Source organism: Nocardioides solisilvae, from assembly GCF_003194625.1.
Lineage (GTDB): Bacteria > Actinomycetota > Actinomycetes > Propionibacteriales > Nocardioidaceae > Nocardioides > Nocardioides solisilvae.
In genome coordinates this window covers 681,872-707,638 of sequence record NZ_QHKX01000003.1, presented here as the reverse complement: position 1 = coordinate 707,638, position 25,767 = coordinate 681,872, and the positions used below count along the sequence as shown (strand labels likewise).

The window sequence follows — 25,767 nt, the reverse complement described above, 5'->3', positions numbered from 1 at the left end:
GGTTTTGTCCCGGTCCACTCCAAGGAGCACTGTCATGATCACCATGGTTCTCATCAGCTCGGTCGCCATGCTCGTGGGCATCGTCGGCAGCGTCGTCATCTGGCGCTTCGACGCGATGCGCGCCGAGGAGATCGCCCACACCCCGGCGATCATCCCGCTCCCGCTGCGCCAGGTCTCGGCGTCGGCCCCCGCCGCCGCGATCGGCGGCAGCGACGAGCTCCCGCCCGCCGCCTGAGACCGGGGGCCGGTCACTCCTGGGCGCCACGGCGGACCAGCGCGAGCACCGTCCGCCACCCCACCAGCAGGGCGCCCAGCACCCCGGTCGCGACCAGCACGAAGGACCACGCGGTCCCGTCGCCGGTCGCCTGGCGCAGCAGCATCCCGAGGGTCACGGTGACCGGCCAGACGACGACTCCCGCGAGCACGCGGGCGGGCGACTGGTCCCTCAGTGGCGGCGCGAGGGCGAGGAGCAGGTGACCCGCCAGTGCGCCGACCGCGAAGGGCCAGGCGATGTCGAGGACGGCGCTCAGCCCGTCGCCGCTGTCGTGCGAACGGCGACCCGCGGCCGCGAAGGCGAGCACGGCGACGAGGTCGAGCAGCAGGGCGGGCAGCCGGGCGGGGAGTCGCACCCGTTCAGGTTAGGCGCCCGGCCCTCGACGCTGAGGCCGCAGGTCCGACATACTCGCCGGATGCGCGTCCACCACCTCAACTGCGGCTCGATGCGAGCCGGGCGACATCCCCTCGTCGCCCACGTGCTCCTGCTCGAGACGGACGCCGCCGGGCTGGTGCTGGTCGACACGGGCTTCGGGCTCGCCGACGTCGCCGACCCCGCGCGCCGGCTCGGGGCGACCCGGCACCTCCTGCGCCCGGCCCTGGACCCGCAGGAGACGGCGTACCGGCAGGTCGAGGCGCTCGGTCTCGACCCCGCCGACGTCCGGCACGTCGTGCTCACCCACTTCGACCTCGACCACGTCGGCGGGATCAGCGACTTCCCCGACGCCCGCGTGCACGTCACCGCGGAGGAGGCGCAGGGTGCGGTCCATGACCCGAGGGGCCGGGAGCGGACCCGCTACCGCCCGGCGCAGTGGGCCCACGGCCCCCACCTGGTCGAGCACCCCCGGACGGGGGAGGGATGGCGCGGGTTCGAGGCCGCCCGCGAGCTGACCGAGATCGCCTCCGGCGTGGTGCTCGTCCCGATGCCGGGCCACAGCCGGGGCCACGCGGCCGTGGCCGTCGAGACCGACGAGGGGTGGCTGCTGCACGCGGGCGACGCGTTCTTCCACCGCGGCACCCTCGACGGCTCCCGCGTGCCGCGGACGCTCTCCGTCGCCGAGGTCGCGCTGGCCTGGGACCGGCCGCAGGTGCGCGCCAACCACGCTCGCCTCGCCGAGCTCGCGGCGGGCGGGGAGCCGGACCTCGAGATCGTCTGCGCCCACGACCCGGTGCTGCTCGAGCGGCTGCGCCGGGGGTCGTCGATGCCCTAGCCTCCGGAGACCTGTCGTCCCGACCCAGGAGTCCGCATGAAGAAGCCCTCAGCCCGTACGGCGGCCGTGGTCGCCGCGATCGCCCTCGCGCTGGGCTTCGCCGGGCCACCGGTGCGGTCGCAGCTCGGCTGGTGACGACGAAGGACATCAGGGACGGCACGATCAAGAAGGTCGACCTGTCGAAGCCTGTGAAGCGCGCGCTGGACGGGGCCGCAGCGGCCGGTCCCGCCGGACCGCCCGGGCCGGGAGGGCCCGCCGGCGCCGCGGGTGCCGAGGGCGAGACTGGCGCGCCCGGTGCGGCCGGTGTGACCGGTCCCCGGGGCGAGGCCGGCCCAGCGGGGCCGCGCGGTCCCCAGGGCGAGCCCGGGGCAGACGGCAGCCCGTTCGCCGAGGTCCACTCCTGGCAGACGTCCTTCGCCGGCGACGGGGTCAACAACGGCCGAGGCCCCGGAGGTGGCTACGTCCCCCTGCTCACCTCCTCCACGGCGTTCGGGACCCGGACCCTGCTCACCGGGGTCGACGTGCGGGTGTCGGGTGCGATCGAAGGGTGCGAGATCTGGGCTGTCGTGCTCACGCCGACCAAGGACGGCGTGCGGGGAGAGAACGTGCTCCTCGCCTCCAGCACGGGCTCGCAGGCCTTCACTCGGGTCGTGCCGGCCGGCACCCGGCTGGAGGCGACCGGCCACTGTTACGGCTTCCGCGACACCACGATGCAGCCCATCCCGTCCTTCGCCTTGGACGCGACCTTCGCGAGCACGCCCGTGCCCGCGCCGACAGCGACGTTCCGCTGACGTCGGCGGGGTAGGCCAGACTGACGCCCATGACGCAGCCAGCACCCACCGCCAGCTACGCCCAGACCTACCGCATCCTCACCGGCTCCCTGCTGGGTGCCCCGGTGCTCATCGGCCTCGTGCTCCTCTTCGTGGGCGGGACCGACCCCGGCGAGGAGGGGAGCTGGCTGACCGCCACCCCCGACCCGCTCTTCGCCGGGGTCCTCGTGGTCGGTGGCGCGGCGCTCTTCGCCCTGCTGCCGGTCATGGGCTACCGGCTCCAGCCGCTGGAGCCCGGCACCGAGCCGGAGGCCGCGCGCCGCGCCGCGCAGGGCCGCTTCCAGGCGGCCAGCATGCTGCGCTTCGCGCTCGCCGAGGCGCCTGTCCTGGTGGGCATCGCCCTTGCCTTCGTCGACGGCACCTACCTGCTCTTCCTGCTCGGTGCGGTGATCGGCCTGGCGCTGATGGTGCTCCACGTCTGGCCCTCGCGGCGGGTGGTCGAGCGCTCCGCCGAGCCCCTCGAGGCCCGCGGCGTGGACTCCGGGCTGCGCGCCGAGTTCGGGTACGCCGGGCATCCCTGACGCCCTCGTCCGGGTGAGCCTGCCTCACCTGATCCGTCGCGCCCGCAGCACCGCGTCGACGGTCTCCATCTCCTCGCCGGTCTGGGGGTGCGTCTGGGTCCGCGGGCGGGCGTCGCAGGCCTCGACCTCCCACGCGTCGGGTCCGTCGGCCTCGAGCGCCGGCAGCAGCGACTCGGCCGTGTGCAGCGACATGTGGTGGCCGTGCCGCAGCCCGCGCTCGAGGTCGTGCGGGTGGTGGCCGACGACCAGCAGCGTGCCGCCGGGCGCGACGGCCGCGGCGAGCCGGCGTACGACGTCGACCATGCCGCCGTCGGGCAGGTGCACGAACTGCGAGCTGACCAGGTCCCACCGCTCGTCGCCGGCGTCCCACTCCCGGACGTCGACCAGCCGCGTCGCCACGAGGTCGCCCACCCCGGCGTCGGCGGCGTGCTGCTCGGTGCGCCGCAGCGCGGCCTCGGCGAAGTCCGTCGCCGTCACCTGCCAGCCCTGCTGGGTCAGCCAGATCGCGTCCCCGCCCTCGCCGCAGCCCACGTCGAGCGCGCGCCCCGGCGACAGGGTCGCCGCCTCGGCGGCGAGCACCGGGTTGACCCGGCCGCTCCAGACCTTGTCGCTGGAGTAGCGCTCCTCCCATGCGGGCCGCTCGAAGAAGTCGGCGCGGCGCTGGGCGACCGCCCTCGCGGCGTCGGCCGCGGCCAGGTCGGCGTTGACGAAGGCGCCCACCCGGTTGCCGTGGGCCGCGGAGGCCATCAGCGTCATGGAGACGTCGGTGGCGTTGCCGGCCGCGAAGACGCCGGGCACCGCCGTGGCCCCGGTCATCGGATCGACTCTGAGCACCGAGCCCAGCAGGGCCCCGCCCATCTCCACCGGCTCGGGAGCGAGCCCTAGGGGGCTCAGGAAGTCGGCCCGCACCTGCACCCGCGGCGCCACCACGACGGCGTCCCGGGCGAGGAGGGAGCCGTCGGCGAGCCGCAACCCGACCAGGCGGTCGTCCTCGACGACGAGCTCGCGCGGGGTCCCGGGCTCGAACCGCACGCCCATCGCGGCCAACCGCTCGACGTCGTCGCCCGGCAGCTCCACGCCGTCGGCGACGACGACCACCACGTCGTCGGAGAGCTGTCGGAAGAGCAGGCCGTGGTGGCCGGCGACGGGACTGGTCGCGAGGACGGCAATGGCGCGGTCCCGGACCTCCCAGCCGTGGCAGTAGGGGCAGTGCAGCACGTCGGTGCCCCACCGCTCCGCGAGGCCGGGGACGGCGGGGAGCTCGTCGACCACCCCGCCCGTGGCGAGCACGCGCCGCGCCCGCACCTCGCGACCGCCGGCGGTCGTCACCACGAACGCGTCGGTCTCGCCCGTGACCGCGGTGACGCGGTCGTCGAGCAGCTCGACGCCGTACGCCGCCACCTCGGCACGGCCGTCGGCCAGCAGGCGGCGGGGGTCCACGGCCTCGCGGCCCAGGTAGTTGTGCGCGTGTCCGGCCGGGGAGTTGCGCGGCTCGCCTGCGTCGACCACCAGCACCGAGCGGCGCGAGCGCCCCAGCGCCATGGCCGCCCCGAGGCCGGCGGCCCCGCCGCCGACCACCACCACGTCCCACGTGTCGTTGTCGATCTCGTCTGTCGTCGTCATGGCATCGAGCATCTCTCTGCGCCTGCGATGTTGACAAGGCTTGTTGCCAATATGGCAAAGTCGGCGTCATGGGTGACGACGACGAGATCCTGCGGGGAGTCGGGCCGCGGCTGCGGCAGCTGAGGCTCGAACGGGAGGCGACCCTCACCGACCTGGCCGAGGAGACGGGCATCTCGGTCAGCACGCTGTCGCGCCTGGAGTCGGGGCAGCGGAAGCCGACGCTCGAGCTGCTCCTGCCCCTGGCCCGTGCCCACCGCGTCGCGCTCGACGAGCTCGTCGACGCCCCTGAGGCCGGCGACCCGCGTATCAGGCCCAGGCCCGTGGTGCGGCATGGGCGCACCTTCCTCCAGCTGACCCGGCGGCCGGGTGGCCTGCAGTCGTTCAAGATCGTCCTGCCCCCCGAGCCGGGGGTGCGGCCGACGCTGCAGACCCACGAGGGCTACGAGTGGCTCTACGTGCTGAGCGGCCGGGTGCGTCTGCTCCTCGGCACCCGCGACCTCGTCCTCGAGCCGGGTGAGGTGGTCGAGTTCGACACCCGCACACCGCACTGGGTGGGCAATCCCGGGCCGACCGCGGCCGAGGCCTTGGCCGTCTTCGGGCCGCAGGGGGAGCGGATGCACGTGCGCTCCTAGCCCGCGCGTCGCAGGGCAGGCCAGCCTGCCCTTACTGGAATCGTTCCAGAAAAGCAGTCATGATGAGTGGGTACGTGAGCCCCGAGCTCCGCCACCCCCGACTCCACGAGAGAGGACGTCACCATGACGCAGACCCTCGACGCCCGCCAGCCCATCCGCACCTCGTTCCGCGGTTCCGAGCGGCTCGGCCGCCACCTGCAGCAGATGCTGGTCGACCTCACCGACCTGCACCTCCAGGGCAAGCAGCTCCACTGGAACGTGGTCGGCAAGAACTTCCGCGACACCCACCTCGTCCTCGACGAGGTCGTCGACGCCGCGCGGGAGTTCTCCGACACCGTCGCCGAGCGCATGCGCGCCCTCGACCTGCTTCCCGATGCCCGGGTCAGGACCGTCGCGGCCGCCACCACCCTCCCCGAGATCACCTCCGAGGAGATCGACACCGCCGACACGGTGGACGCCATCGTGGCCGCGCTCGACGCGACCGCGGCGACCGCCCGCCGGATCCACGACGAGGTGGACGAGGAGGACCCGACCACCGCCGACATCCTGCACACCGTGCTCGAGCGCCTCGAGCAGCTCGCCTGGATGATCGACGCCGAGAACCGGGTCGCCGGTCGCCGCTGACGGCGCGCGCCCCACGACGGGCCCGGTGGAGCACTCGCTCCGCCGGGCCCGTCCTGCTCTGCCACGGCGACGTCTCGCGGACCACGAAGGGCGAGCAGGTCACCCGTCACGGCAGCGACGACGACCCGGCCTACGTGATCGAGCAGGAGGAGGGCACCGTCGTGCTCAAGCTGGCGAGCGAGGTCTCACGGGCAGCAGGGTGAAGGTCGCGGCGTCGTCGGTCGAGACGTAGACCTGGTCGTCGCGCGTCCGCACCCAGATGACGGGGTCCGGCTCCGCCGAGGCCGCGAGCTGCTGGAACGGCGAATACCCGTCGGTCGCGGCCGGGAGCGGAGGGGTGAAGACGGGTTCGTGCGGCTGGTAGGCGCCCCAGTCGGCCGCGCTGAGCCACAGTCCGTGGTGCCGCGCGCTCGGCCGCCCGGCCCGGTCGTCGCTCCAGGCGTCGAGCAGCGCGAGGAACCGGCCGTCGGAGAGCACGACCTGCCCGGTCGTGTAGGCCGCGAGCTCGCCGCCCCCGCCGAACTCCGCGACCACGGGGTCCCGCCGGTCCTCCAGCCGGGCGACCTGGTCGAACGGGAAGAGGGTCGCGCCGTCCCCGCCTCCGACGAGCGCCTGGACGCCGGGTCGCAGGGAGACGACCGGTTGGATCATCAGCGGGCGGTCGAAGGGGTCGGCGAGCGGCGTCCACGTCGTCCCGCCGTCCGCGGTCCGGGTGATGCCGCCCACCCCCGCGCACAGCGTCACGCCGTCCACGCTCGTGGAGCACCCGGCGAGCCGCGGTGCGCCCGGCGGGCGCGGGGGTGCGAGCTCGCGCGACAGCTGCCCGTAGCCGCCGACCCGATAGGTCGCGGTCTCGAAGCCGTCGTCGCTGCGGGCCAGCACGGTCGGCTCGCAGCCGGAGTGGTCGCAGGAGACGCCCCACAGCGAGGTGACGTCGTACGTCGCCCCCGCGCGCGTGACGCGCACGTCCCGCAGGGCGTCGGCGCCGGCGACCATCGTGGCCGCGTCCTGCGGCGTGGCGGGTGCCGACGAGGCCGGCTCTTCCGTGGTCGTGGCCGAGGGCGTGGGTGTGGGCTCGCCCGGCCGGGACGAGGCCGACGTCCCGGCAGCCGGCGAATCCTGCTCCTCCGCTCCCGTGTAGGCGCCGCACGCGGCCAAGGCGAGCGCGACCGCGAGGGCGGCGGAGGCAGGAGCCAGGCGTGGGGGACGCATGGTCGGAGGCTAGGGCACCGAGCGTTCATCCCGGAGCGGTCCGACCGTCGCCGAGCGGTGGGAACACGTTCCGTCTGCCCTCAGAGGGTCGTCGCAGCCCCGCGCTCCGAGCGGGACACGTCGAAAGGCCCCACCCGTGAGAACGAAGCACCCGACGGCCGCGCTCGCGGCCGCCACCTCGGCCGCCGTGCTGGGCGGACTCCTCGTCGGCGCCGCCCCGGCCGGTGCCGTGTCGTACCCCAACGTCGAGCCCGTCACCGGCGGTCCCGTCCTGATCAGCGAGATCGCCAACGGCGGACCCGGGGCGAGCCCGAACGCCAACCGGGTCAGCAACGACGACTTCATCGAGATCGGCAACTTCGGCAGCACCGCCGTCGACATCTCGGGCTACCGGGTGCTGCGCTGCGGCCAGACCGGTGACCTCTACGGCCCGCAGAAGGTCGTCCCCGCGGGGACCGTGCTCGCCCCCGGCGACACCTACACCGTCGGCTCGGCGACCAGCACGAACAAGGCCGTGGTCAAGCGCGACGCCGACTACGACGACACCGGCGCGACGCTGCACGAGTTCGGCTTCGGGGCCCTGCTCGAGACCCCCGGCAACGAGGTGCTCGACCGGGTCGGGTTCTACCACCCGTCGGTGCTCTCCGACTGCGGGATGAGCGACCGGGCCCTGGCCCGCCCGCTCGACCACCGCCTCGGCCAGAGCCACCAGCGGGTCGCCACCACCGGCGACGTCGCCCGCGACTTCGTGGTCGCCGGCCGCACCCCCGACGCGCCCAACGCCACCGAGCCGGCCCCGACCCCGGTCGTCGACAACGGCGTGCGGATCACCGAGGTCGCCAACGAGTCCTCGACCGCCACGGCCGACCAGTACGTCGAGCTGACGAACACCACAGAGGACCCGGTCGACGTGACGGGCTGGAAGCTCTACCGGTGCGGCGAGAACGGCACGACGTACCTGCAGAACGGCAACCTCGCCGGCACGATCGAGCCCGGCGGCTCCTACCTGGTCGCGCACGCCGGCGGCCGGTACGCCACCGAGGCCGACGCGACCTACCCCAGCGGCATGCACTGGCGCGACTTCGGCGCGATGGTGACGCTGCCGACCGACGAGGTCGTCGACCGCGTCGGCCTCTACGCCAACCGCAACTCGGTCTGCACCTCCGGCTCACCTCAGGACGTCGACGCGAACAGCCTCCAGGACGAGGCCTACCACCGCGTCGCCGACACGGGCGACAACGCGCGTGACTTCCTGCTCGCGACCGAGCGCACACCGCTCGTCGCCTCGACCCGGCAGCAGCTCACGCCCGTCGACCGCTCGGGCTTCGAGCACGGCCCCGTGCGGTTCTCCGAGATCGCCGGCTCCGGTCCGGCGGGCGGCAACGACGAGTTCGTCGAGCTGGCCAACTACGGCGGCCAGCCGGTCAACCTGCAGGGCTGGTCGCTAACCCGCTGCGAGGGCACGGGTCGCGGCAACGCGGGCACCCAGGTCGCCGACCTCGGCGACGTGACCCTGGCCCCGGGCGACGTCTACGTCGCCGCCGACGACAACGCCCCGGCCGCCCTCCGGGAGGCCGCTGACGCGCTGTGGTCCACCGGCCTGGCCGACTACACCCACGGCATGTACCTGCGCGACCCTGAGGGCCGGATGGTCGACGCCGTCGGCGTCTACGAGACCGTCACCTACAGCCCCTGCGTGATCGGCTCGGAGCTGCGCGGCTACGCCAAGCAGGACCTCGGGGAGTCCTACCAGCGGGCGCGCACCACTGGTGACAACGAGGAGGACTTCGTCGTCGCCGAGCGCACGCCGGGCACCCTGGCCGACGTCGCGTACGTCGACCCGACCGTGCCGCTGCCGGGCGAGACCGACGCGGTCGAGCTCGACACGGCGACCAGCCCGGGCACGCCCCGGGCCAGCGCGCGGGTCCGTGGGGGCGCCTACACCGCCTCGGTCGAGGTGACCGACGCCGACGGCGGCGAGCTCGACGTCGTCGTGCGGCGGGCCGCGGCCGCGCCGCTCGACCTCGCGCGGGCGAGGGTCTGGGGCGGCGCGACCACCCGCAAGGTGCCGGCGCGGCTCAGCGTCGCGGGGGAGCGGCGGCTCCGCGACCTCGGCTCGCTCTCGGTGCGGGCCGAGGGGTACGGCTACCCGTTCCTGCGGTTCGCCGTGCCGACGGAGTCGGTGCCGGCAGAGGGGTACGAGTTCACCTTCTCCACCACCACCCGGGCCCGCAACGACGTCCAGCTGCTCGCGTGGGACGGGGCGGCCTGGCAGGTGCTCACGCACGCCGAGGCCGACGCCGACGGCGGCCTGACCCTGGTCGGCGAGCTGGGGGCCGAGCACCTGGTCGCCGGCGAGCTGCACGTGCTCGTGATCGACGGCCCGCGGGTCGCCGGCGGCCTCGTCGACGAGATCGGCGTGACCGACCGGGCGTTCGCCGACCCGGCCGACTACGACTGGGCGTTCAACCACATGACCGACACCCAGTTCCTCTCCGAGGGCTTCCGCGACGTCTTCCGCAAGATGGTCACCTGGGTGGTCGCCAACGCCGACGCCCGCAAGATCGGCTACTCGACCAACACCGGCGACATCATCGAGAACTGGATCAGCGCCAACTCCGACCCGGTCCGCGCCCACAAGGAGTTCACGGCCGCCCGGCGGATCCACGACCTCCTCAACGAGGCGAAGGTCCCCAACGGGGTGCTCCCCGGCAACCACGACAACTTCTGGGGCCGCGACAACACGTTGTACAACGAGTACTTCGGGCCCGAGGTCTACCGCGACGAGGAGTGGTACGGCGCTGCGTGGCGGCCCGGTGACAACTCGGCGCACTACGACTTCGTGACCGAGAGCGGCGTCGACTACCTGATGCTCTCCCTGCCCTACCGGCCCACCCGGGCCCAGCTGGACTGGGCGCGCGAGGTCGCGGCGGCGTACCCGCAGCACAACGTCGTGCTGCTCACCCACAGCTACCTCGACACCCAGGGCGAGATCGAGGACCTGGACAACCGGGTCACGGCCCGGGGCGACCGGGTGTGGTCGGAGGTGGTCGCGCCGAGCGACAACGTCTTCCTCGTGCTCGGCGGCCACTACCACGGGGTCGCCACGAAGTACGGCGACCCGGTGACCGGGGAGCAGTCCGACGCGATCGAGATCGCCGCTGACACGGTGGCGGTCCGCAACGTCGGCGAGACCCACCGCACGGTCGTGCAGATGCTCGCCGACTACCAGGGCTACCGCTCCACCCAGCCGGCGCCGCGCGGAGACACGCTCGACCGCGACACCGGCTTTCAGCGGTTGCTGCAGTTCGACGTGGACGCAGAGCTGATGGCGGCCAACGCCTACTCCCCGCACCTGGACTCGTTCGACGCCTACACCTACGACGAGCCCGGCATGCGCGACCCGTACCGCTACGGGCCGGAGGACGACGAGTTCGTCGCCAAGGTCGACCTGCTGGTCGGCAAGCAGCTCACCGCGACCGACTGGGCCCTGACCGCGGCGTCGTCGGAGGTGTCGTCGGGCCGGGTCGCCGCTGGCACCACGATGCCGGTGACGCTCGAGACCCCGGCCGCCGGCGAGCGCTGGTACGCCCGGGTCGCCGACGGCACGGGTCGCACCGCCACCTCGGTGCCGGTCGAGGTCTCCCTCGACGCGGCACCCGTGGTCGCGACGACCACCACCCTCTCCTCGACCCGGACCAGCCAGGTCTTGGGCGCCGAGGAGCAGGACCGGGCGCTGCTCACCGCGGAGGTCTCGGCCACCGCTCCCGTCTCCGGGACCGTCGAGATGGTCGTGGGCGGCACGGTGCTCGGCACCGTGCCTGTGGTCGACGGGGAGGCCGCGCTGCGGCTCGCGCCCGATCTCGCACCGGGCGTCCACCCGGTGGTGGCCCGGTTCGTCCCTGCCGACGCCGAGGTCCTGGCGCCGTCGGAGTCGCAGCCCGTCACGGTGACGGTGGTCGCCGCCGGCCAGCCCGGGCAGCCGACCACCACGCCGCCGGCCACGCAGCCGACGCCGCCGGTCACGCCGCCCGCCACGACCCCGGCGACGCCGGGGGCCAAGGCGGACGCGCGGGCCCGGGCGGTCCTGGTCAAGCGGCAGGTGCGGGCCGCCCAGCGGGCGCGGCTGCGGGTCCGGGTCGCTGCCGACGTCGCCGCCGACGGCGAGGTCCGGGTGGTCCTCCGCTCGAAGGGCAGGACGCGGCGCGTCTCCGCCGTCCTGGTCGACGGCCGGGCGGTGCTCCGCCTGCCGCGCCTCGCACGGGGCACGTGGCGGGTGCAGGCCACCTACCGCGGCTCCGACACCGTGGCCCGGGCGAAGGCCCGGACGGTGAGGCTGCGGGTGCGCTGACGCGGTCCCCACGACGTCGGGCCCGGTGGAGCACGCCTCCGCCGGGCCCGGCTCGTGCGCCGGCCTGCCGGGACGCGGCGTCGGGAGTGCTGGCACCGCGGCGTCGCGCCCCCCTAGGGTCGTGGACGTGACCACCGTCCCGAGCGCCCACGACGTCCTCGTCGTCGACTCCCTGGTCCGCCGGTTCGGGGACCTCACCGCGGTCGACGGCGTCTCCTTCCGGATCGCCCCGGGGGAGACCTACGGGCTGCTCGGACCCAACGGCGCGGGGAAGACGACGACGATCTCGATGATCGCCGGACTCATCGCGGCGGACTCAGGGACGGTCAAGGTGGCGGGCCAACGGATGACCCCCGCGACCACGGAGCCGAGGCGTCACCTTGGCCTCGTCCCGCAGGAGCTCGCGATCTATCCGGAGCTCTCGGCGCGGGAGAACCTCACCCTCTTCGGCCGGTTGCAGGGGCTCTCCGGGAAGGCGCTCTCGGCCCGCGTCGAGGAGGTGCTGGAGCTGATCGGCCTCGCCGACCGGGCCAAGAGCCTGAGCAAGGAGTACTCCGGCGGGATGAAGCGCCGGCTCAACATCGGGATCGGCCTGCTCCACCAGCCCACCCTGCTGATCCTCGACGAGCCGACCGTCGGGGTCGACCCGCAGTCCCGCAACCAGATCCTGGAGTCGGTCGAGGCGTTGTCGGCCGACGGGATGGCGGTGCTCTACACCACGCACTACATGGAGGAGGCCGAGCGGCTCTGCGACCGGATCGGGATCATCGACACCGGCCGGCTGCAGGCCGAGGGCACCCGCGACGAGCTGATCCGCCTGACCGGCGGCGTGGACACGATCCGGCTGAGCGGCAGCGGTGACCTGGCCGCCGCGGCCGAGCGGCTGCGCGCCCTCGAGGGGGTGGAGCGAGTCGAGGCCGACCGGCGCACCGCGACCCTCACGGTGCGGGACGCGCCGGTCCTGGTGGCGAGCGTGGTCGGCACCGTCGCGGGCTCGGGGGTCACCCTGGCCGACGTCGAGATCTCCCGTCCCGACCTGGAGTCGGTCTTCCTGCACCTGACCGGCAAGGCGCTGAGGGACTGAGGGGGAGGGGACCGACCGTGCGACAGCTCCTCGCCCTCGCCGCCAGCGACCTGCGGATGCGGATCCGCGACCGGTCGGTCCTCATCTTCGCCCTCGTGGTGCCGCTGGCCCTGATGTTCGTCTTCAACCTGGTCTTCGGCAACACCGACGACATCGAGATCGAGCCGGTCACCGTGGCCGTCAGCGCCCCGGCCGGCGACGACCTGGCCGCCGTGGTCGGCGAGGTGCTCCGGAGCCTCGACGGGATGGACGGCCTCGACGTCACGGTGCGCGAGACCACCGCCGACGACGGTCGCCGCCAGGTGGAGGACGGCGACGCGGCCCTGGCCGTGCTCGTCCCCGAGGGCTTCGGCGAAGCCGCCCGGACCGGCGACGCCGTCACCGTGGAGGCCGTCCGGGGCGACGAGGCGGGCCTGGAGGCCGACGTGGTGCTCTCGGCCGTCGACGGGGTTCTCGACCAGCTCGGCACGGGGGCGGTGACGGCCCGCGCCGGGCTGGCGGAGGGGATCCCGCCCGACCAGCTCGCGGCCCTGGCCGAGCAGGCGACGGCCGGCGGGCCGGCGTACGAGCTCCGGCAGGGCGAGGCCTCCGACGAGCAGCTCGACGCCGGGGCCTCGCTCGTGGCCGGTCAGGCGGGGCTCTTCCTGCTCTTCACCGTCAGCTTCGGGGTCACCTCGCTGCTGGTCGACCGGGAGACGGGCACCCTGGCGCGCCTGCGCTCGATGCCGATCCCGGCGTGGACGATCGTGGGCTCCAAGGCGCTGGTCAGCTTCGTGCTGGGCGTGGTCTCGACGAGCGTGCTGCTCCTCGCCGGCAGCTTCTTCTTCGACGCCGACTTCGGCTCGCCGCCCGCGGTGGCGCTCCTGGTGGTGTGCGTCGTCGCCGCCGCCACCTCGGTGATGTTCCTGATCGCCCGCGTGGCCCGCACCAGCGAGCAGGCGGGCATCGCCACCTCGATCGTCGCCGTCGTGCTCGGGATCGGTGGCGGGGCGTTCTTCCCCGTCAGCGCCACGGGGCGGTTCGCGCCGCTCCTCGACCTCAACCCGGTGGCGGCCCTGCTCCGCGGGCTGGGGACGACGTCGGGCGGCGGCGGGGTGGCCGACCTCGGCGTCCCCATCGCGATCATGCTCGGCTTCGCCGCCACGACGTGGGTGCTGTCGCGCCTCGTCCCCGACCGGGGAGCGCTGGCGTGAACGGCGGGGCGGCGGGCGGCCTGCGCAACGCGCTCACCGTCGCGGGCGTGGAGCTGCGGCTCTTCCTCCGCGACCGCTCCAACATCTTCTTCGTCTTCGTCTTCCCGTTGCTGCTGGTGCTGATGATCGGCGCGCAGTTCGGCGACTCCGCCACCGCGGGACGGGTCGCGGTGGCCGGCGCCGACGGGGGCCTGCGGACCCAGCTCGTGGCCGAGCTCGAGGACGAGGACGTGGTCGTGAGCGACCCCGAGTGGGACGCGGCCCTCGAGCTGCTCGCCCGCGGCCGACTCGACGTCGCCGTCCGGGTCTCCGAGGCCGCCAGCGCCGCCCACGACGCCGGCGAGCCCGTCGTCCTGGAGGTGGTGCGCGGCTCCGCGGCCACCGCCCAGGTCGTCGAGCAGCAGGTCCGCACCGCGACCGAGGCGGTCCGCAGCTCCCGCGGGCAGGTCCTCGCCCTCACCGACCGGGGCGTGCCGGCCGACCGGGCGGCGGCCGCGCTGGACACCGCCCGCGAGGGGGTCGAGCCACCCGACCTGGAGGTCACGAACGTCGACGAGCTCAGCCAGCAGTTCGAGGGGCTGGGCCAGTTCGACCTCGGCGCGTCCGGGCAGCTGCTCCTCTTCACCTTCCTCGCCTGCCTCTCCGGCTCCGCGACCCTGATCCAGGCGCGCCGGCTCGGGGTGGTCGCCCGGATGCTCGCCGGGCCCGTCTCGACCGCCCAGCTGATCGCCGGCCAGACGCTCGGCCGGTGGGCCATCGGCCTCTTCCAGGGCGCCTACATCATGGTCGCCACCTCGGTGCTCTTCGGCGTCTCGTGGGGCAACCTGGCGCCGTCGCTGCTCGTGCTCGCCGTCTTCTCGCTCGTCGCTGCCGGGGCCGCGATCCTGCTGGGGACGCTCCTGGGCAACGAGGGCGCCGCCTCGGGAGCGGGGGTCGGGCTGGGACTGGTGCTGGCGGCCCTGGGCGGCTCGATGCTGCCGCGCGAGCTCTTCCCCGACACGATGCGCACGGTCTCGAACGTGACCCCGCACGCCTGGGCCTACGAGGCGTTCGCCGAGATCCAGCGCCGCGGCGGTGGTCTGGTCGACGTGCTGCCCCAGCTGGGCGTGCTCGCCGGGATGGCGACGGTCCTGCTCCTGCTCGGGGCGTGGTCGCTGCGTCGGAGCCTGGCCCGCGCGATGTGACCGCGGGCACCGGGTGGCAGGATCGGCCCGGTGGACGATCCCCGTGACCTGACCCCGGACCAGCTGCGCGAGCACCTCAACCGCTGGCCGACCTTCGCGGCCCAGCGGATCACCGTGGAGGAGATCGCGCCCGACTGGACCCGCGCGGTCGTCCGCGCGGACCTCACGCCCGAGAACGCCAACTTCTTCGGCACCGCCTTCGGCGGCACGCTCTTCTCGATGATCGACCCCTTCGTCGTGATCCTCGCCGCCCAGCAGCTGGGCCCGGCGTACGTCGTGTGGGACAAGGCCGTGGAGATCGACTTCCTGCGCCCCGGCACGGGCCCGGTGACCGCCCGGGTCGAGATGCCGGTCGAGCAGGTCGAGCGGCTGCGGGAGGAGACGGCCGAGGGCAAGCGCGTGCTGCGCGTCTTCCCGGTCGACCTCGTCGCCGACGACGGCACCGTGGTGGCTCGCCAGGAGCGCACCCTCTACGTGCGGCGGCTCGACCCCGGCGCGGAGGCCTGAGGCGTGCCCGCCCGCCCGGTCGTCGAGCGCGAGCTCACCGCGCCCGTCCCGCTCACCTGTCCAAGATCAGCGAGGAGCTGGTCCGGCAGTACGACCGCGACGACCGGTTCGCGCCCTGGCGGGTGCACGGGACGGACGTCGACCTCACGTTCACGCCGTTCCACCTCAAGCGCTCCGTCATCGACCTCAAGGTCTTCGCCTCGCGCACCCACCAGTGCTTCGGGCACTGGTCGGGCAGGGTCCGTGACGACGCGGGCGTCTGGGTGCGGGTGGCGGACGTCGTCGGCTGGGCGGAGGACGTGCACAACCGCTGGTGAGGCCGGCTCAGGGGTGCAGCACCACGCACTCGAGGTCGTCGGGGGTCGGCGCCTGCTCGACCCGGGCGGTGGCGTCGAGGAGCTCCTCGAGCACGACCCGCAGCTCGAGCGCGGCCAGGGGCCGGCCGGGGCACACGTGGGGACCGGTGCCGTAGACCAGGTTGTGTGGGGCGTTCTCGTCGGGCCTGAAGGCGTCGGGGTCGCCGAAGCGGTCGGGGTCCCGGTTGGCGCTCGGCCAGGCGAGCAGCACGCGTTCCCCCGCGGCGATCCGGGCACCGCCGATCGTGGTGTCGCGGGTGGCGACGCGGCGGTTGAAGAGGAAGGGGTCCTCGATCCGCAGCAGCTCGTCGACGGCGCGGTCCAGCGCGGCCGCGTCGTCCCGGTGGGTCCGCAGGTGCCGCTGCACCTCGGGACGCGCGGCGAGGTGGCGCACGACCACGCCGGCGCAGAGCGCCACCGAGGAGATGTCGCCGGCCGTCCAGTTGCGCAGGACCGAGACGACCTCCTCGTCGGTCAGGGCGCGACCCTCCACCCGGGCGCGGACCAGCTCGGAGGTGACGTCGTCGGGCGCGTCGTCGCCGGCCGCGCGACGCGGCTCGGTCAGGGAGCGGATGATCTCGTCGAAGCGCGCGGCCACCGCCGCCGTGCGGCCCGGGTCGCCCGACGCGGTCGCCGCGTGGTTCTCCGCCATCCAGGCCAGCAGGGTGGGCTCGAGTGCGTCGGGCCAGCCGAGCCACGTGCAGGTGGCGCGGACGGCGTAGGGCCGACCGAGGTCCTCGACCGCGTCGACGGGGACGCCGACGGGCAGCGCCGCGACGGCGGCGGCGGCGACCGGGCGCAGCAGCGGCTCGAGCGCCGCCATCCGGTCGGCGGCGAAGAACGAGTCGACCAGGGGGCGGAAGCGGGCGTGCTCCTCGCCGTCCAGCCCGTTGGGGACCTGCAGGTGGCGGGAGACGGCGCTGGAGAAGGTGACCGGGTCCGACGCCGCGGCCACGACGTCGGCGTGCCGGGTCAGGAGCCACCCCGGGTCACCGGTGGGGCCGACGGGGCAGCGGGCTGGAGGTCCGGGCTGGGTCACGAGCCCCATGGTGGCAGCCCGTCACCACCTGACGTCCGCCCCACGGCCACCCGCGCGTCCCGCGGCGGCCACCTCCCGGTCGACCGCGGCCTGTTCCCTTCTGTCGGTGCCCGGGCTTAGGGTCGGGCGCACCATCGACTTCGGGGTCCTGGAGGGTCACCAATGCGTCTGCGTCCGTCCCACTCACGTCCGGCGGCCTGTGCGGTCGCCGCGCTCCTGGCGGCGGCGGTGCTGCCCGCCACGTCCGGCTCCGCCGGGGCGGCGGAGCCCACGGCGCTGCTCCTCACGGAGTACGTCGAGGGATCTTCCAACAACAAGGCGCTGGAGATCTGGAACGGCACCGCTGCGCCGGTCGACCTCGGCGCCGCGGGCTACGACGTCCAGGTCTCCTCCAACGGGGCGGCGACCGCGGGGACGACGGTGGCCCTGAGCGGGACCGTGGCCCCCGGCGACGTCTTCGTGCTGGCGCACTCGTCCGCGGCCGCCGAGGTGCTGGCCGTCGCCGACCAGACCAGCGGCGCGGGCCTGTGGAACGGCGACGACGCGATCACCCTGCGCCGGGGCGGCGCGGTGGTCGACTCCCTCGGCCAGGTCGGCGTCGACCCGGGCTCCGAGTGGGGGAGCGGCGCGACCTCCACCGCCGACAACACGCTGCGCCGCAAGGCGGGCGTGACGGTCGGCGACGTGGACCCGACCGACGCCTTCGACCCCGCCGTGGAGTGGGACGGCTTCGACCGGGACACGTTCTCCGGCCTGGGCGCCCACCCCGGCGAGCCCACCGGTCCTGAGGACCCGGAGGACCCGCCGGTCGACGCGCCGTCGCCGGAGTGCGACGCCGCCTTCACCCGTGTCGGCGCCATCCAGGGGAGCGGCGGGGCGGCGGCGGTGACCGGCCTCGTCGCGACCGAGGGCGTCGTGGTCGGCGACCACGAGGGCCCCTCGCCCCGGCTGCGCGGCTTCTACCTGCAGGACCCCGAGGGTGACGGCGACGCCGCCACCTCCGACGGCATCTTCGTCTTCCACGGCAACGCCGACGAGGTGGCCCTGGGCGACCGTGTCCGGGTCGTCGGGACGGCCGAGGAGTACCAGGGCCAGACCCAGGTCTCCCAGGTCACCAGCGTCGAGGTCTGCGCCTCGGGCCTGACGGTCGCGCCCACCCCGCTCACCTTCCCGCTCGACCAGGCCGACCTCGAGCGCGTCGAGGGCATGCTGGTCAGCGTGCCGGAGACCATGACGGTCACCGAGCACTTCCAGCTGGGCCGGTTCGGGCAGGTCGTGGTCTCCTCGGGCGGCCGGCTGCTCCAGCCCACCGACGTGGTGGCCCCGGGCGACCCCGCCCGCGCGCTGCAGCAGGCCAACGACCGGCGACGGCTCGTGATCGACGACTCCAGCCAGGCGCAGAACCCCGACCCGATCGTGTGGGGCCGCGACGGCCAGCCGCTCTCGGCGACCAACACGCTGCGCGGCGGCGACACCGTCACCGGGGCGGTCGGGGTGCTCACCTACACGTGGGGCGGCAACGCAGCCAGCCCCAACGCCTACCGGCTGCGGCCGCTGGGTGCCCTCGGCGGGCAGGCCCGCTTCGAGGCGGCCAACCCGCGCCCCGAGTCCGCGCCGGCGGTGGGCGGCAGCCTGCGCGTCGCCGGGATGAACGTCCTCAACTACTTCAACACCTTCACCGGGTGCACCCTCGGCGTCGCCGGGGGTGCGACCGACTGCCGGGGTGCCGACGACGCCACCGAGCTCGAGCGCCAGGCGGCGAAGACCGTCGCGGCGCTCAGCGAGATGGACGCCGACGTGGTCGGTGTCGTCGAGATCGAGAACGACGGCTACGGGCCCGGCAGCGCCCTCGCCGACCTCGTCGACCGGCTCGACGCGGTCGAGGGGGAGGGCTCCTGGGCCTACGTCGACGCGGACGCGGGCACGGGTCAGGTCGACGCCCTCGGCACCGACGCGATCAAGGTCGGGCTGCTCTACCGCCCCGCCGCGGTGAGCCCGGTGGGCGAGACCGCGGCGCTGAACACCACGAGCTTCGTCACGGGCGGCGAGGGCGGCGAGGCCCGCAACCGGCCGGCCCTGGCGCAGGCGTTCCGCGAGAAGGCGACGGGCGAGACGTTCACGGCCGTCGTCAACCACCTCAAGAGCAAGGGCAGCGCCTGCGACGTCCCCGACGCGGGTGACGGGCAGGGCAACTGCAACGAGGTGCGGCGCGCCGCCGCGGCCGAGCTCGCCGACTGGCTCGCCGGAGATCCGACGGGCACCGGCGACCCCGACGTCCTCGTCCTCGGCGACCTCAACGCCTACGCCCAGGAGGACCCGGTGCGGGTGCTCGAGGAGGCGGGGTACGTCGACCTGGTCGGTCGGGAGCAGGGCGAGGAGGAGTACAGCTACGTCTTCGACGGCCAGTGGGGCTCCCTCGACCACGCCCTCGGGTCCGCGTCGCTGGCGTCCCAGGTCGCCGGGGCCGCCCCGTGGCACGTCAACGCCGACGAGCCGAGCGTGCTGGACTACAACACCGACTTCAAGACCCCCGCCCAGGTGGAGTCGCTCTTCGCCCCCGACGAGTTCCGCAACTCCGACCACGACCCGGTCGTGGTGGGGCTCGACCTGGCCGGACCGGTGGACGCCGGGTCGGTGCTCGGTGGCGGCTTCGTGACGGGGCCCGACGGCAAGGGTGTCTTCGCCCTCGCTGTCCACGCCCGCGACGGCCAGGCCCGCGGAGTCGTCTCCTACCTGAGCCGGACGGTGCGCCTCTCGAGCGCCGCGGTCGACAGCGTCGCCCTGGCCGACGGACGGGCCCGGATCGCCGGCCGGGCCACGGTGGCCGGGGGTGCCGGGCGCTACGAGGTGGTCGCGACCGACGGCGGCCGACGGGGCGAGGACACGCTGCGCGTCGTCCTGTGGGACGCCACCGGTCGTCAGGTCGCCGACACGGGGGAGCGGGTCGTCACCGGGCAGGTGAACATCAAGGAGAGGTGACCGGTCGGCGGGGTGTGCGGGCGAGTCTCTCAGGCCGATGAGATCCGCATCACATTCCGTCAGCAACCGGTGCGGAAGAGGTGGTTGACGATCTAATCTCTTCCCAGACCCCGCTGGTGACCCGAGACATCAGCGGGGTCCTCCAATTTCTCGGGAAGACTGCCGGTCCCCCGCTCAGCAGGAGACGCCGCCGAGGCGGGCCAGGCCCTCCAGGTCGCCGGGGCCGAAGCGCCCTTGCGTCGCCCCTCGCGGGTGCATGAGCTCGCCGCGGTCGTCGACGTGGTCCAGACCGACGAGGTGCCCCAGCTCGTGGTCCATGATCGCGGCGGCGTGGGCTCGCCCCGAGGGGGAGCCCATGAGCTCGTGGAACGTGTCGCGGTCCAGCGCGACCATCCCGGTGACGAACTCGCGCCGACCCGCGCCACGGGAGACCATCGTGCTTCCCGCGACCCCGGCGACGTCGCCGGCCAGGTCGGGCAGCTCCTCGGGCGTGGCCCACCCGACCAGCACCGGGTCGCTGCGGTCCAGCGCCCGCGCGAGGAAGTTGCGCGACGTCGTCTCGCCGGCGTACTCGAAGACCAGCCCGGTGGCCTCCTCGATCCGCCGCACCGACCCCTGCACCAGCTCGAGGTGGTCGCGCGGCGCGCCCTCGGGGTTCACCACGTAGCGCACCGGACGGCAGGGGCTGTAGGAGACCGGCTCGTCGGAGCCGCGCTGGGTGTGCAGGAACTTGAACGTGCCGGAGCCCGAGCGCACCGGCAGCGGCGCGCTGAGCCGGTCCTGCTCCATCCCGAGGAGCCGACGGAGGTCGTCCCGGTCGGCCCCGGGCGCGAGCAGGAAGACACCGCCGAGCAGCATCGTCACGACCAGCAGACCGCCGAGCAGCGCGCTGCCGGGACGGCGCTCGCCGCCCCTGCGGTGCCCGCCCGGCTCCGGGGCGGGCTGCTCCTCGCCCACGTCCACGGGGTCCAGCCTGCCTCAGGTCCGGTCGAGGAGGTCGACGTGGAGCGCGCGGTGGTCGGAGAGGGCCAGCCGGGTGGCACCCCCGCCGGAGACCCGCCCGACGAGGTCGGGGCTGCCGAGCACGTGGTCGAGCTGCTCGCCGGGCGCGTCGGCCGGGAAGGTGTCGGCGGTGACCAGGGAGCTCAGGCCGGTCAGCCGCTGGGCCCGTTCGGCCCCCATGTTGAGGTCCCCCAGGAGGAGCAACGGCCCCTCGGTCCCGGAGAGGGCGGTGCGCAGGGTGCGCAGCTGGCGGCGCTGCCACCACTCGATGAACGTGAGGTGGGTGTTGGCGACCGTCACGGGCCCGCCGGGCGCCTCGACCGTCGCGACCACGGCCACTCGGGCCTCGTCGCGCACCAGCTCGGGGCGCGGGCTGCCGTCGAAGCGCATCGGCACCCGGAAGGGCACCGGCGCGAGCCGGACCGACTCCCACGACGCGACGGGGTGCCGCGAGAGCAGCGCGACGCCGTACGCCGCCGCGTCGGGCGCGAGGTCGCCGTCGGCGGCCATCCACACGCCCGGGCTGCCGTGCAGCGCCGCGACGAAGAGGTGCTCGCGGGCGCCCATCGCGTCGGCGGCCAGCGCGGTGAGGTCGGCGCCGGCGGAGCGGGCCTGGTGGCGGTCGACCTCCTGCAGCGCCAGCACGTCGGCGTCCAGGCTCGCGATCGCCTCGCCGAACCGGTCGAGGTCGACCTGGTCGTCCTCGAGCGACCTGCCGTGCAGGATGTTGAAGGTGGCCACGCGCATGGCCGCCCCGTGCCCGCTGGCCCCGATGGACAATCGCCCGGCTGGGTACCGTGGCGCCGTGATGCTGGACGAGGAACAGGCCAACCTGCGCGAGGCGCTCAAGCGCGTCGCCGTCGCGCTCAAGCAGAGCGGGCTGCCGTTCGCGCTCGCCGGGGGCTACGCCGTCTGGGCGCGGGGCGGGCCGGAGCCGAGCCACGACGTCGACTTCCTCGTCGCCGAGTCAGACGCCCCCGCGGCGGCCACCGCGCTCGCCGAGCAGGGCATGCAGGTGGTGCAGCCGCCCGAGGACTGGCTCTTCAAGGTCTTCACCGACGACGTGATGGTCGACGTCTTCCACCGCGACGCCACGATCCCGGCGGAGCGCGAGATGCTGGCGGACGCCGACGAGATCGAGGTGATCTCGGTGGTCATGCCGGTGCTCTCGGCGACCCGGCTCATGGTGCACAAGCTGCACGCGATGGACGAGCGGTACTGCGACTTCGGCAAGCTGCTGCCCGTCGCCCGCGCCCTGCGCGAGCAGGTGGACTGGGCCCAGGTGCGCAAGGAGACCGACGACAACGAGTTCGCGGTGGCCTTCCTCTTCCTCCTCGAGCGGCTCCGCATCGTCGAGACGGCCTGACCGTCCGGGAAATCGCGCGATTCGGGTCCGGGGAGCCGCGGCCGCGCCTACGGTACGAGCGCCCCACCCTGCCCTGGGCCGGGGCTGGCCCAGATCCGAAGGGACGTTCCTTGCCTCTCCGCTCGTCCAGGCGTCGCCGCCTGCTGACCTCCGCCCTCCTCGCCCCGCTCCTCGCCGCCCCGCTGGCCGCTGCCCCGTCCTGGGCAGGTCCGGCCGCCGACGGACTGCCGACGGCCCTGGCCCCCGAGGCCGGTGACACGGCGCCTCGCACGGTGGTGGCCACCGCCGGGCTGGAACAGGCGCACGTGACCTGGCAGCCGCCCACCGGCCTGGAGCCCGCCGAGATCGGCGCCTACGTGGTCACGGTGACGCCCGGGCGCAGCCACACCGCACCGAGGAACGCGACCGAGCTCACCCTCCACGGGCTGACGCCGGGCCAGGAGTACCAGGTCACCGTGAGGGCCAGCAGCCAGGCCGGGCTGATGGAGGAGTCGGCGCCGGTGACGGTCACGCCGTACACGACGCCGACCATCGCGCCGACCCTCAGCCTCGTCCAGTCCGACGTCGACACCAGCGTCGTGGTCGGGTGGCAGGCGGCGAACCCGGGCGGCTCGCGGGTGGTCTCCTACGCCGTGATGCACGCGAGCGGCGCGACGATCGCGACCGTCGGACCCGACGCGACGTCCACCCGGCTGACCGGGCTGCCAGTGGGCGACCTCCTCCAGCTGAAGGTGCGCGCCACCATGGCGAGCGGGCTGACCGCCGAGACCTCCGCCTCGGCCCCCTTCGCCGTCGTCGCCGCCCCGACCGCTCCCCAGCACCTGGTCGCCGTCCCGGGTGACGGCTCGGTGCACCTCGGGTGGGGGGACCCGGCTCGCTACAACGGCTCCTACCTGACCGGGTGGCGGGTCACCGTGTCGCCCGGCGGCGCGGTCCACGACGTCGCGGCGGGGACGGCGGAGCTCACCCTGACCGGGCTGGCCAACGGCACCCGGTACGACTTCGCCGTGGCCGCGCGCAACGCGCGCGGCTGGTCCCCGGAGGCCACGGTGTCCGCGACGCCGGCCGCAGCCGTGCAGCCGACGCCGCCGCCCACGGCCACGCCCACCCCGACCCCGACGGGTGGTACGACGCCCACGGACGGCACGACGCCCGAGCCCACGCCGGTGCCTGCGGCGGTCCCCGGCAAGCCGGGCAAGCCGGCGGCGAAGGTGGTGGGGGCGAAGGTCACGCTGACGTGGAAGGCGCCCGCCACCTCGGGGGCGGACCGGGCGACCCGCTACAAGGTGGTCCTCCGCGGTCCCGGGGGCAGGAAGGTCGTCAGGACCTCCACCCGACCTCGTCTGGGCGTCAAGGGCCTGCGTCCGGGCCGCTACCGGGTCACCGTGTCGGCCGGCAACGCCTCGGGCTGGTCGAAGGCGAGCCGGGCGGGCTCGTTCACCCGGTGACCTCCCGCGCCGCCCGACCCGTCCCGACGGGTCAGGCGGCGCGCACGGGGGAGCCGTGCTCGCTGACCCCGAACCGGGCGTGCACGCGCTTCAGCCAGCGCGGGGCCCACCAGTTCCACCGGCCCAGCATGGTCATGGTGGCGGGCACGATGACCATCCGGACGATCGTGGCGTCGATCAGCACGGCGACCGCGAGCGCGAAGCCCGTCTGCTTGATGATGAGCATCTCGCCGGCGGCGAAGCCGGAGAAGACGATCACCATGATGGCGGCGGCGGAGGTGATGATCCGGCCCGAGCGCTGCAGGCCCACCCGCACGGCGGTGTCGTCGTCGTGGCCCTCCTCGTGCAGCTCGATCACCCGCGCCAGCAGGAAGACCTCGTAGTCCATCGAGAGGCCGAACCCGAAGGCCAGCACCATCAACGGGATCACCGACTCGATCCCGCCGACCGACTCGAACCCGAGGGCGCCCTCGAGCGCGCCGTCCTGGAAGGCCCAGACGAGGATGCCGAGGCTGGCTCCCAGCGAGACGACGTTGAGCAGCAGCGCCTTGACGGGGATGACCACGCTGCCGGTCAGCAGGAAGAGCAGGACGAACGTCGCGCCCGCGATCCACAGCGCCGCCCACGGGGCGCGGTCGACCACCGAGTCGCTGAAGTCCTGGAGCGAGGCGGCCTGCCCGGCCGCCCAGGTCGGCACGGGGAAGTCGGCGTCGCGCAGCTCGGCCGCGACGTCGCGGGCCGGCTGGTCCATCGCGCTGCCCTCGGTGTGCACCCCGATCGAGACGAGCTCCTCACCCCCCGGCTCCGCGCCGGGGGCCTCCACGCCCCCGGGCAGCGGCCCGAGCACCCGCGGCTCGTCGACCCGGGTCACCTGCTCGCGCTGCTCCAGGTCGGCGACCAGGGCGGCGGCCTGCTCCGGCGAGGCCTGCGCCACCAGCACGACGGTGGGGCTCGCCGCGACCGGGTAGTCCTCGCCGAGCTCCTCGAAGAAGACGCGCTGCTCGGCGTCGGGCGGGAGCAGCTCGACGCCCGAGGCGGTCAGCCGCAGACCGAGGGCCGGCAGGGCGAGCAGCAGCAGCACGGCCACGCTGGCCAGCGTGGTGAGCACCGGGAAGCGCTGCACCACGCGGGCGAGCCGGCTGAAGACGCCGTGCTCGGGCGCGGCCTCGGCGCCGCGACGCCGTACCAGCCGGGCCGCGCCCCACGAGCAGAGCGCCGGCACGAGCGTGAGCGCGACGAGCAGGGCGACGAGGACGACGGCCACGCCGGCCGCGCCGATCGCGCGCATCACCGGGGCCTCGAAGAGCAGCAGCCCCGACAGCGAGATGCCGACGATGAGGGCGGAGAAGAGCACCGTGCGGCCGGCGGTGGCCACCGCGGCGCCGACGGCCTCCTCCACCTGGGCGCGCGAGGCGCTGCCGCGGTCGGGCCCGACGAGGTGGCCCAGCTCCTCGCGGAACCGGCTCACCAGCAGCAGGCCGTAGTCGATGCAGAGCGCCAGCCCCATGACCGTGACGATGTTGACCACCGTCGCGTCCAGCTCGATGGCGTAGGAGAAGCCGAAGAGGATGGCGAGGGCCCCGGCGATCGAGGCGACCGCCCCCGCGATGGGGAGCCCCGCGGCGACGAAGCCGCCGAAGACGAAGACCATGAGCAGCAGCGAGAGGGGCAGGGCGATGCCCTCGCCGCGGGTCAGGTCCGCCTTGATCTGGTCGATGACGTCGTCGACGAGCAGGCCGGTGCCGCCGACGGTGACCTCGGCCCCGTGCGGCGCGAGCAGCAGGCGGCTGTCGGTCCGCAGCACCCGCAGGACGGCGTCCTGGACCGGCCCGCCGACCTCGCTGCCGACCTCGACGACGACGAGGAACGACGTCGCCTCCGGGTCGTTGTCCTGCACCAGTGCCCAGCCCTCCCGGGCGCGCGGCCAGCCGGGTGTGCTCATCGGGCTGCTCACCCGGCCCACCCCGTCGACCGCCTCGAGGCGGCGGACCAGCTCGCGGACGTCGCGGGTGAGCGTCGGGCTGAGCAGGTCGACGCCGTCCACGCGGGCCGTGACGTTGAGGGCGCCCTCGTCGGTGCTGGTGATGAGGTCGCGGGCGGTCTGGGCCTGCCCCGGGGCGACGATGTCGCCGGTCTCGAGGCGGTCGAAGAGCGAGGCGCCGCCGAGCAGGCCGAGGCTGGTCACGAAGCCGAGGACGACGAGCACGACCCAGGAGACGACGGTGGCCGCCCAGTGCCGCGCGGTGCCGCGCCCGAGCCGGAGCAGGAACGGGTCGGACTTCTTCACGGGGCAGAGCCTCCCACCCGGCTGGTCGACCCGTCCCGTCGGTCC

Annotated in this window: 23 protein-coding genes; 16 read left to right on the top strand and 7 right to left on the bottom strand. The window is 74.4% G+C overall.

The annotated features are described in order from the left end of the window. Positions 1-34 precede the first annotated feature (34 nt). Positions 35-235, top strand: coding sequence for a hypothetical protein (locus DNK53_RS14725; protein WP_110183037.1), 201 nt, complete (start codon positions 35-37; stop codon positions 233-235). Between the two features lie 13 nt (positions 236-248). Here the strand turns inward: DNK53_RS14725 and DNK53_RS14720 are convergent, their stop codons facing one another. Beyond that, positions 249-629 (bottom strand): DUF3054 domain-containing protein, encoded by a 381-nt coding sequence (locus DNK53_RS14720; protein WP_204163936.1) that lies wholly within the window; start codon positions 627-629, stop codon positions 249-251. A 60-nt stretch (positions 630-689) separates the two neighbouring features. Between DNK53_RS14720 and DNK53_RS14715 the strand changes: the two genes are divergently transcribed. The 3 genes from DNK53_RS14715 (at position 690) to DNK53_RS14705 (ending at position 2,835) form a co-directional block, all read left to right on the top strand. Continuing rightward, the gene (locus DNK53_RS14715; protein WP_110183036.1) at positions 690-1,484 is read left to right on the top strand and encodes an MBL fold metallo-hydrolase; all 795 of its coding nucleotides are present in this window, start codon (positions 690-692) and stop codon (positions 1,482-1,484) included. A 131-nt stretch (positions 1,485-1,615) separates the two neighbouring features. After that, positions 1,616-2,275 carry a collagen-like protein gene (locus tag DNK53_RS14710; RefSeq protein ID WP_204163935.1) on the top strand — a complete coding sequence of 220 codons (660 nt, stop codon included), beginning with the start codon at positions 1,616-1,618 and terminating at the stop codon, positions 2,273-2,275. Between the two features lie 29 nt (positions 2,276-2,304). Next, a complete protein-coding gene (locus DNK53_RS14705) occupies positions 2,305-2,835 on the top strand; it encodes a hypothetical protein (protein WP_110183035.1) in 531 nt (176 codons plus the stop codon). 24 nt (positions 2,836-2,859) lie between these two features. Here the strand turns inward: DNK53_RS14705 and DNK53_RS14700 are convergent, their stop codons facing one another. Next, positions 2,860-4,458 (bottom strand): bifunctional NAD(P)/FAD-dependent oxidoreductase/class I SAM-dependent methyltransferase, encoded by a 1,599-nt coding sequence (locus tag DNK53_RS14700; RefSeq protein ID WP_110183034.1) that lies wholly within the window; start codon positions 4,456-4,458, stop codon positions 2,860-2,862. A 68-nt stretch (positions 4,459-4,526) separates the two neighbouring features. Between DNK53_RS14700 and DNK53_RS14695 the strand changes: the two genes are divergently transcribed. From DNK53_RS14695 to DNK53_RS18520, 3 genes are all read left to right on the top strand, one after another. Further along, positions 4,527-5,090: a helix-turn-helix domain-containing protein gene (locus DNK53_RS14695; protein ID WP_110183033.1), complete on the top strand. Its 564-nt coding sequence runs from the start codon at positions 4,527-4,529 to the stop codon at positions 5,088-5,090. A gap of 123 nt (positions 5,091-5,213) precedes the next feature. Next, entirely contained in the window at positions 5,214-5,714 is a 501-nt protein-coding gene (locus tag DNK53_RS14690; protein WP_110183032.1) for a Dps family protein, read from the top strand. Beyond that, a complete protein-coding gene (locus tag DNK53_RS18520; protein WP_204163967.1) occupies positions 5,672-5,917 on the top strand; it encodes an HVA1 family protein in 246 nt (81 codons plus the stop codon). Before DNK53_RS14690 ends, DNK53_RS18520 begins: the two co-directional genes overlap by 43 nt. On the opposite strand, the gene DNK53_RS14680 is transcribed toward DNK53_RS18520, so the two are convergent. Beyond that, positions 5,880-6,926 (bottom strand): beta propeller repeat protein, encoded by a 1,047-nt coding sequence (locus DNK53_RS14680; protein WP_162599958.1) that lies wholly within the window; start codon positions 6,924-6,926, stop codon positions 5,880-5,882. The genes DNK53_RS18520 and DNK53_RS14680 overlap by 38 nt on opposite strands. Positions 6,927-7,062: 136 nt before the next feature. Here DNK53_RS14680 and DNK53_RS14675 point away from each other — a divergent pair, with 136 nt between their 5' ends. The 6 genes from DNK53_RS14675 (at position 7,063) to DNK53_RS18165 (ending at position 15,562) form a co-directional block, all read left to right on the top strand. Next, entirely contained in the window at positions 7,063-11,277 is a 4,215-nt protein-coding gene (locus DNK53_RS14675) for a lamin tail domain-containing protein (protein WP_110183030.1), read from the top strand. A gap of 127 nt (positions 11,278-11,404) precedes the next feature. Then, a complete protein-coding gene (locus DNK53_RS14670) occupies positions 11,405-12,361 on the top strand; it encodes an ABC transporter ATP-binding protein (RefSeq protein WP_204163934.1) in 957 nt (318 codons plus the stop codon). A gap of 17 nt (positions 12,362-12,378) precedes the next feature. Continuing rightward, positions 12,379-13,554, top strand: a complete 1,176-nt coding sequence (locus DNK53_RS14665) for an ABC transporter permease (protein ID WP_110183029.1) — start codon at positions 12,379-12,381, stop codon at positions 13,552-13,554. Next, positions 13,551-14,738, top strand: a complete 1,188-nt coding sequence (locus DNK53_RS14660; RefSeq protein ID WP_204163933.1) for an ABC transporter permease — start codon at positions 13,551-13,553, stop codon at positions 14,736-14,738. The genes DNK53_RS14665 and DNK53_RS14660 overlap by 4 nt, the downstream gene beginning before the upstream one ends. Positions 14,739-14,768: 30 nt before the next feature. Next, positions 14,769-15,245: a DUF4442 domain-containing protein gene (locus DNK53_RS14655; protein WP_162599957.1), complete on the top strand. Its 477-nt coding sequence runs from the start codon at positions 14,769-14,771 to the stop codon at positions 15,243-15,245. After that, a complete protein-coding gene (locus DNK53_RS18165) occupies positions 15,242-15,562 on the top strand; it encodes a DUF2804 family protein (protein ID WP_110183184.1) in 321 nt (106 codons plus the stop codon). The genes DNK53_RS14655 and DNK53_RS18165 overlap by 4 nt, the downstream gene beginning before the upstream one ends. Before the next feature lie 7 nt (positions 15,563-15,569). Here DNK53_RS18165 and DNK53_RS14645 read toward each other — a convergent pair whose 3' ends face one another. After that, positions 15,570-16,640: a cytochrome P450 gene (locus DNK53_RS14645; RefSeq protein ID WP_204163932.1), complete on the bottom strand. Its 1,071-nt coding sequence runs from the start codon at positions 16,638-16,640 to the stop codon at positions 15,570-15,572. Positions 16,641-16,802: 162 nt separating this feature from the next. Between DNK53_RS14645 and DNK53_RS14640 the strand changes: the two genes are divergently transcribed. After that, positions 16,803-19,619, top strand: coding sequence for an ExeM/NucH family extracellular endonuclease (locus DNK53_RS14640; protein ID WP_110183026.1), 2,817 nt, complete (start codon positions 16,803-16,805; stop codon positions 19,617-19,619). 174 nt (positions 19,620-19,793) lie between these two features. On the opposite strand, the gene DNK53_RS14635 is transcribed toward DNK53_RS14640, so the two are convergent. Then, on the bottom strand, positions 19,794-20,582 hold the full coding sequence (locus DNK53_RS14635; RefSeq protein WP_110183025.1) for a matrixin family metalloprotease: 789 nt from the start codon (positions 20,580-20,582) through the stop codon (positions 19,794-19,796). A 15-nt stretch (positions 20,583-20,597) separates the two neighbouring features. Beyond that, positions 20,598-21,368: an endonuclease/exonuclease/phosphatase family protein gene (locus tag DNK53_RS14630; protein ID WP_110183024.1), complete on the bottom strand. Its 771-nt coding sequence runs from the start codon at positions 21,366-21,368 to the stop codon at positions 20,598-20,600. Between the two features lie 61 nt (positions 21,369-21,429). Here DNK53_RS14630 and DNK53_RS14625 point away from each other — a divergent pair, with 61 nt between their 5' ends. Together DNK53_RS14625 and DNK53_RS17600 are read left to right on the top strand one after the other, a co-directional pair. After that, positions 21,430-21,987 carry a nucleotidyltransferase gene (locus DNK53_RS14625; RefSeq protein ID WP_110183183.1) on the top strand — a complete coding sequence of 186 codons (558 nt, stop codon included), beginning with the start codon at positions 21,430-21,432 and terminating at the stop codon, positions 21,985-21,987. A gap of 110 nt (positions 21,988-22,097) precedes the next feature. After that, positions 22,098-23,435 (top strand): fibronectin type III domain-containing protein, encoded by a 1,338-nt coding sequence (locus DNK53_RS17600; RefSeq protein WP_162599955.1) that lies wholly within the window; start codon positions 22,098-22,100, stop codon positions 23,433-23,435. A 31-nt stretch (positions 23,436-23,466) separates the two neighbouring features. Here DNK53_RS17600 and DNK53_RS14610 read toward each other — a convergent pair whose 3' ends face one another. Next, a complete protein-coding gene (locus DNK53_RS14610; protein ID WP_110183023.1) occupies positions 23,467-25,722 on the bottom strand; it encodes an MMPL family transporter in 2,256 nt (751 codons plus the stop codon). Positions 25,723-25,767 lie beyond the last annotated feature (45 nt).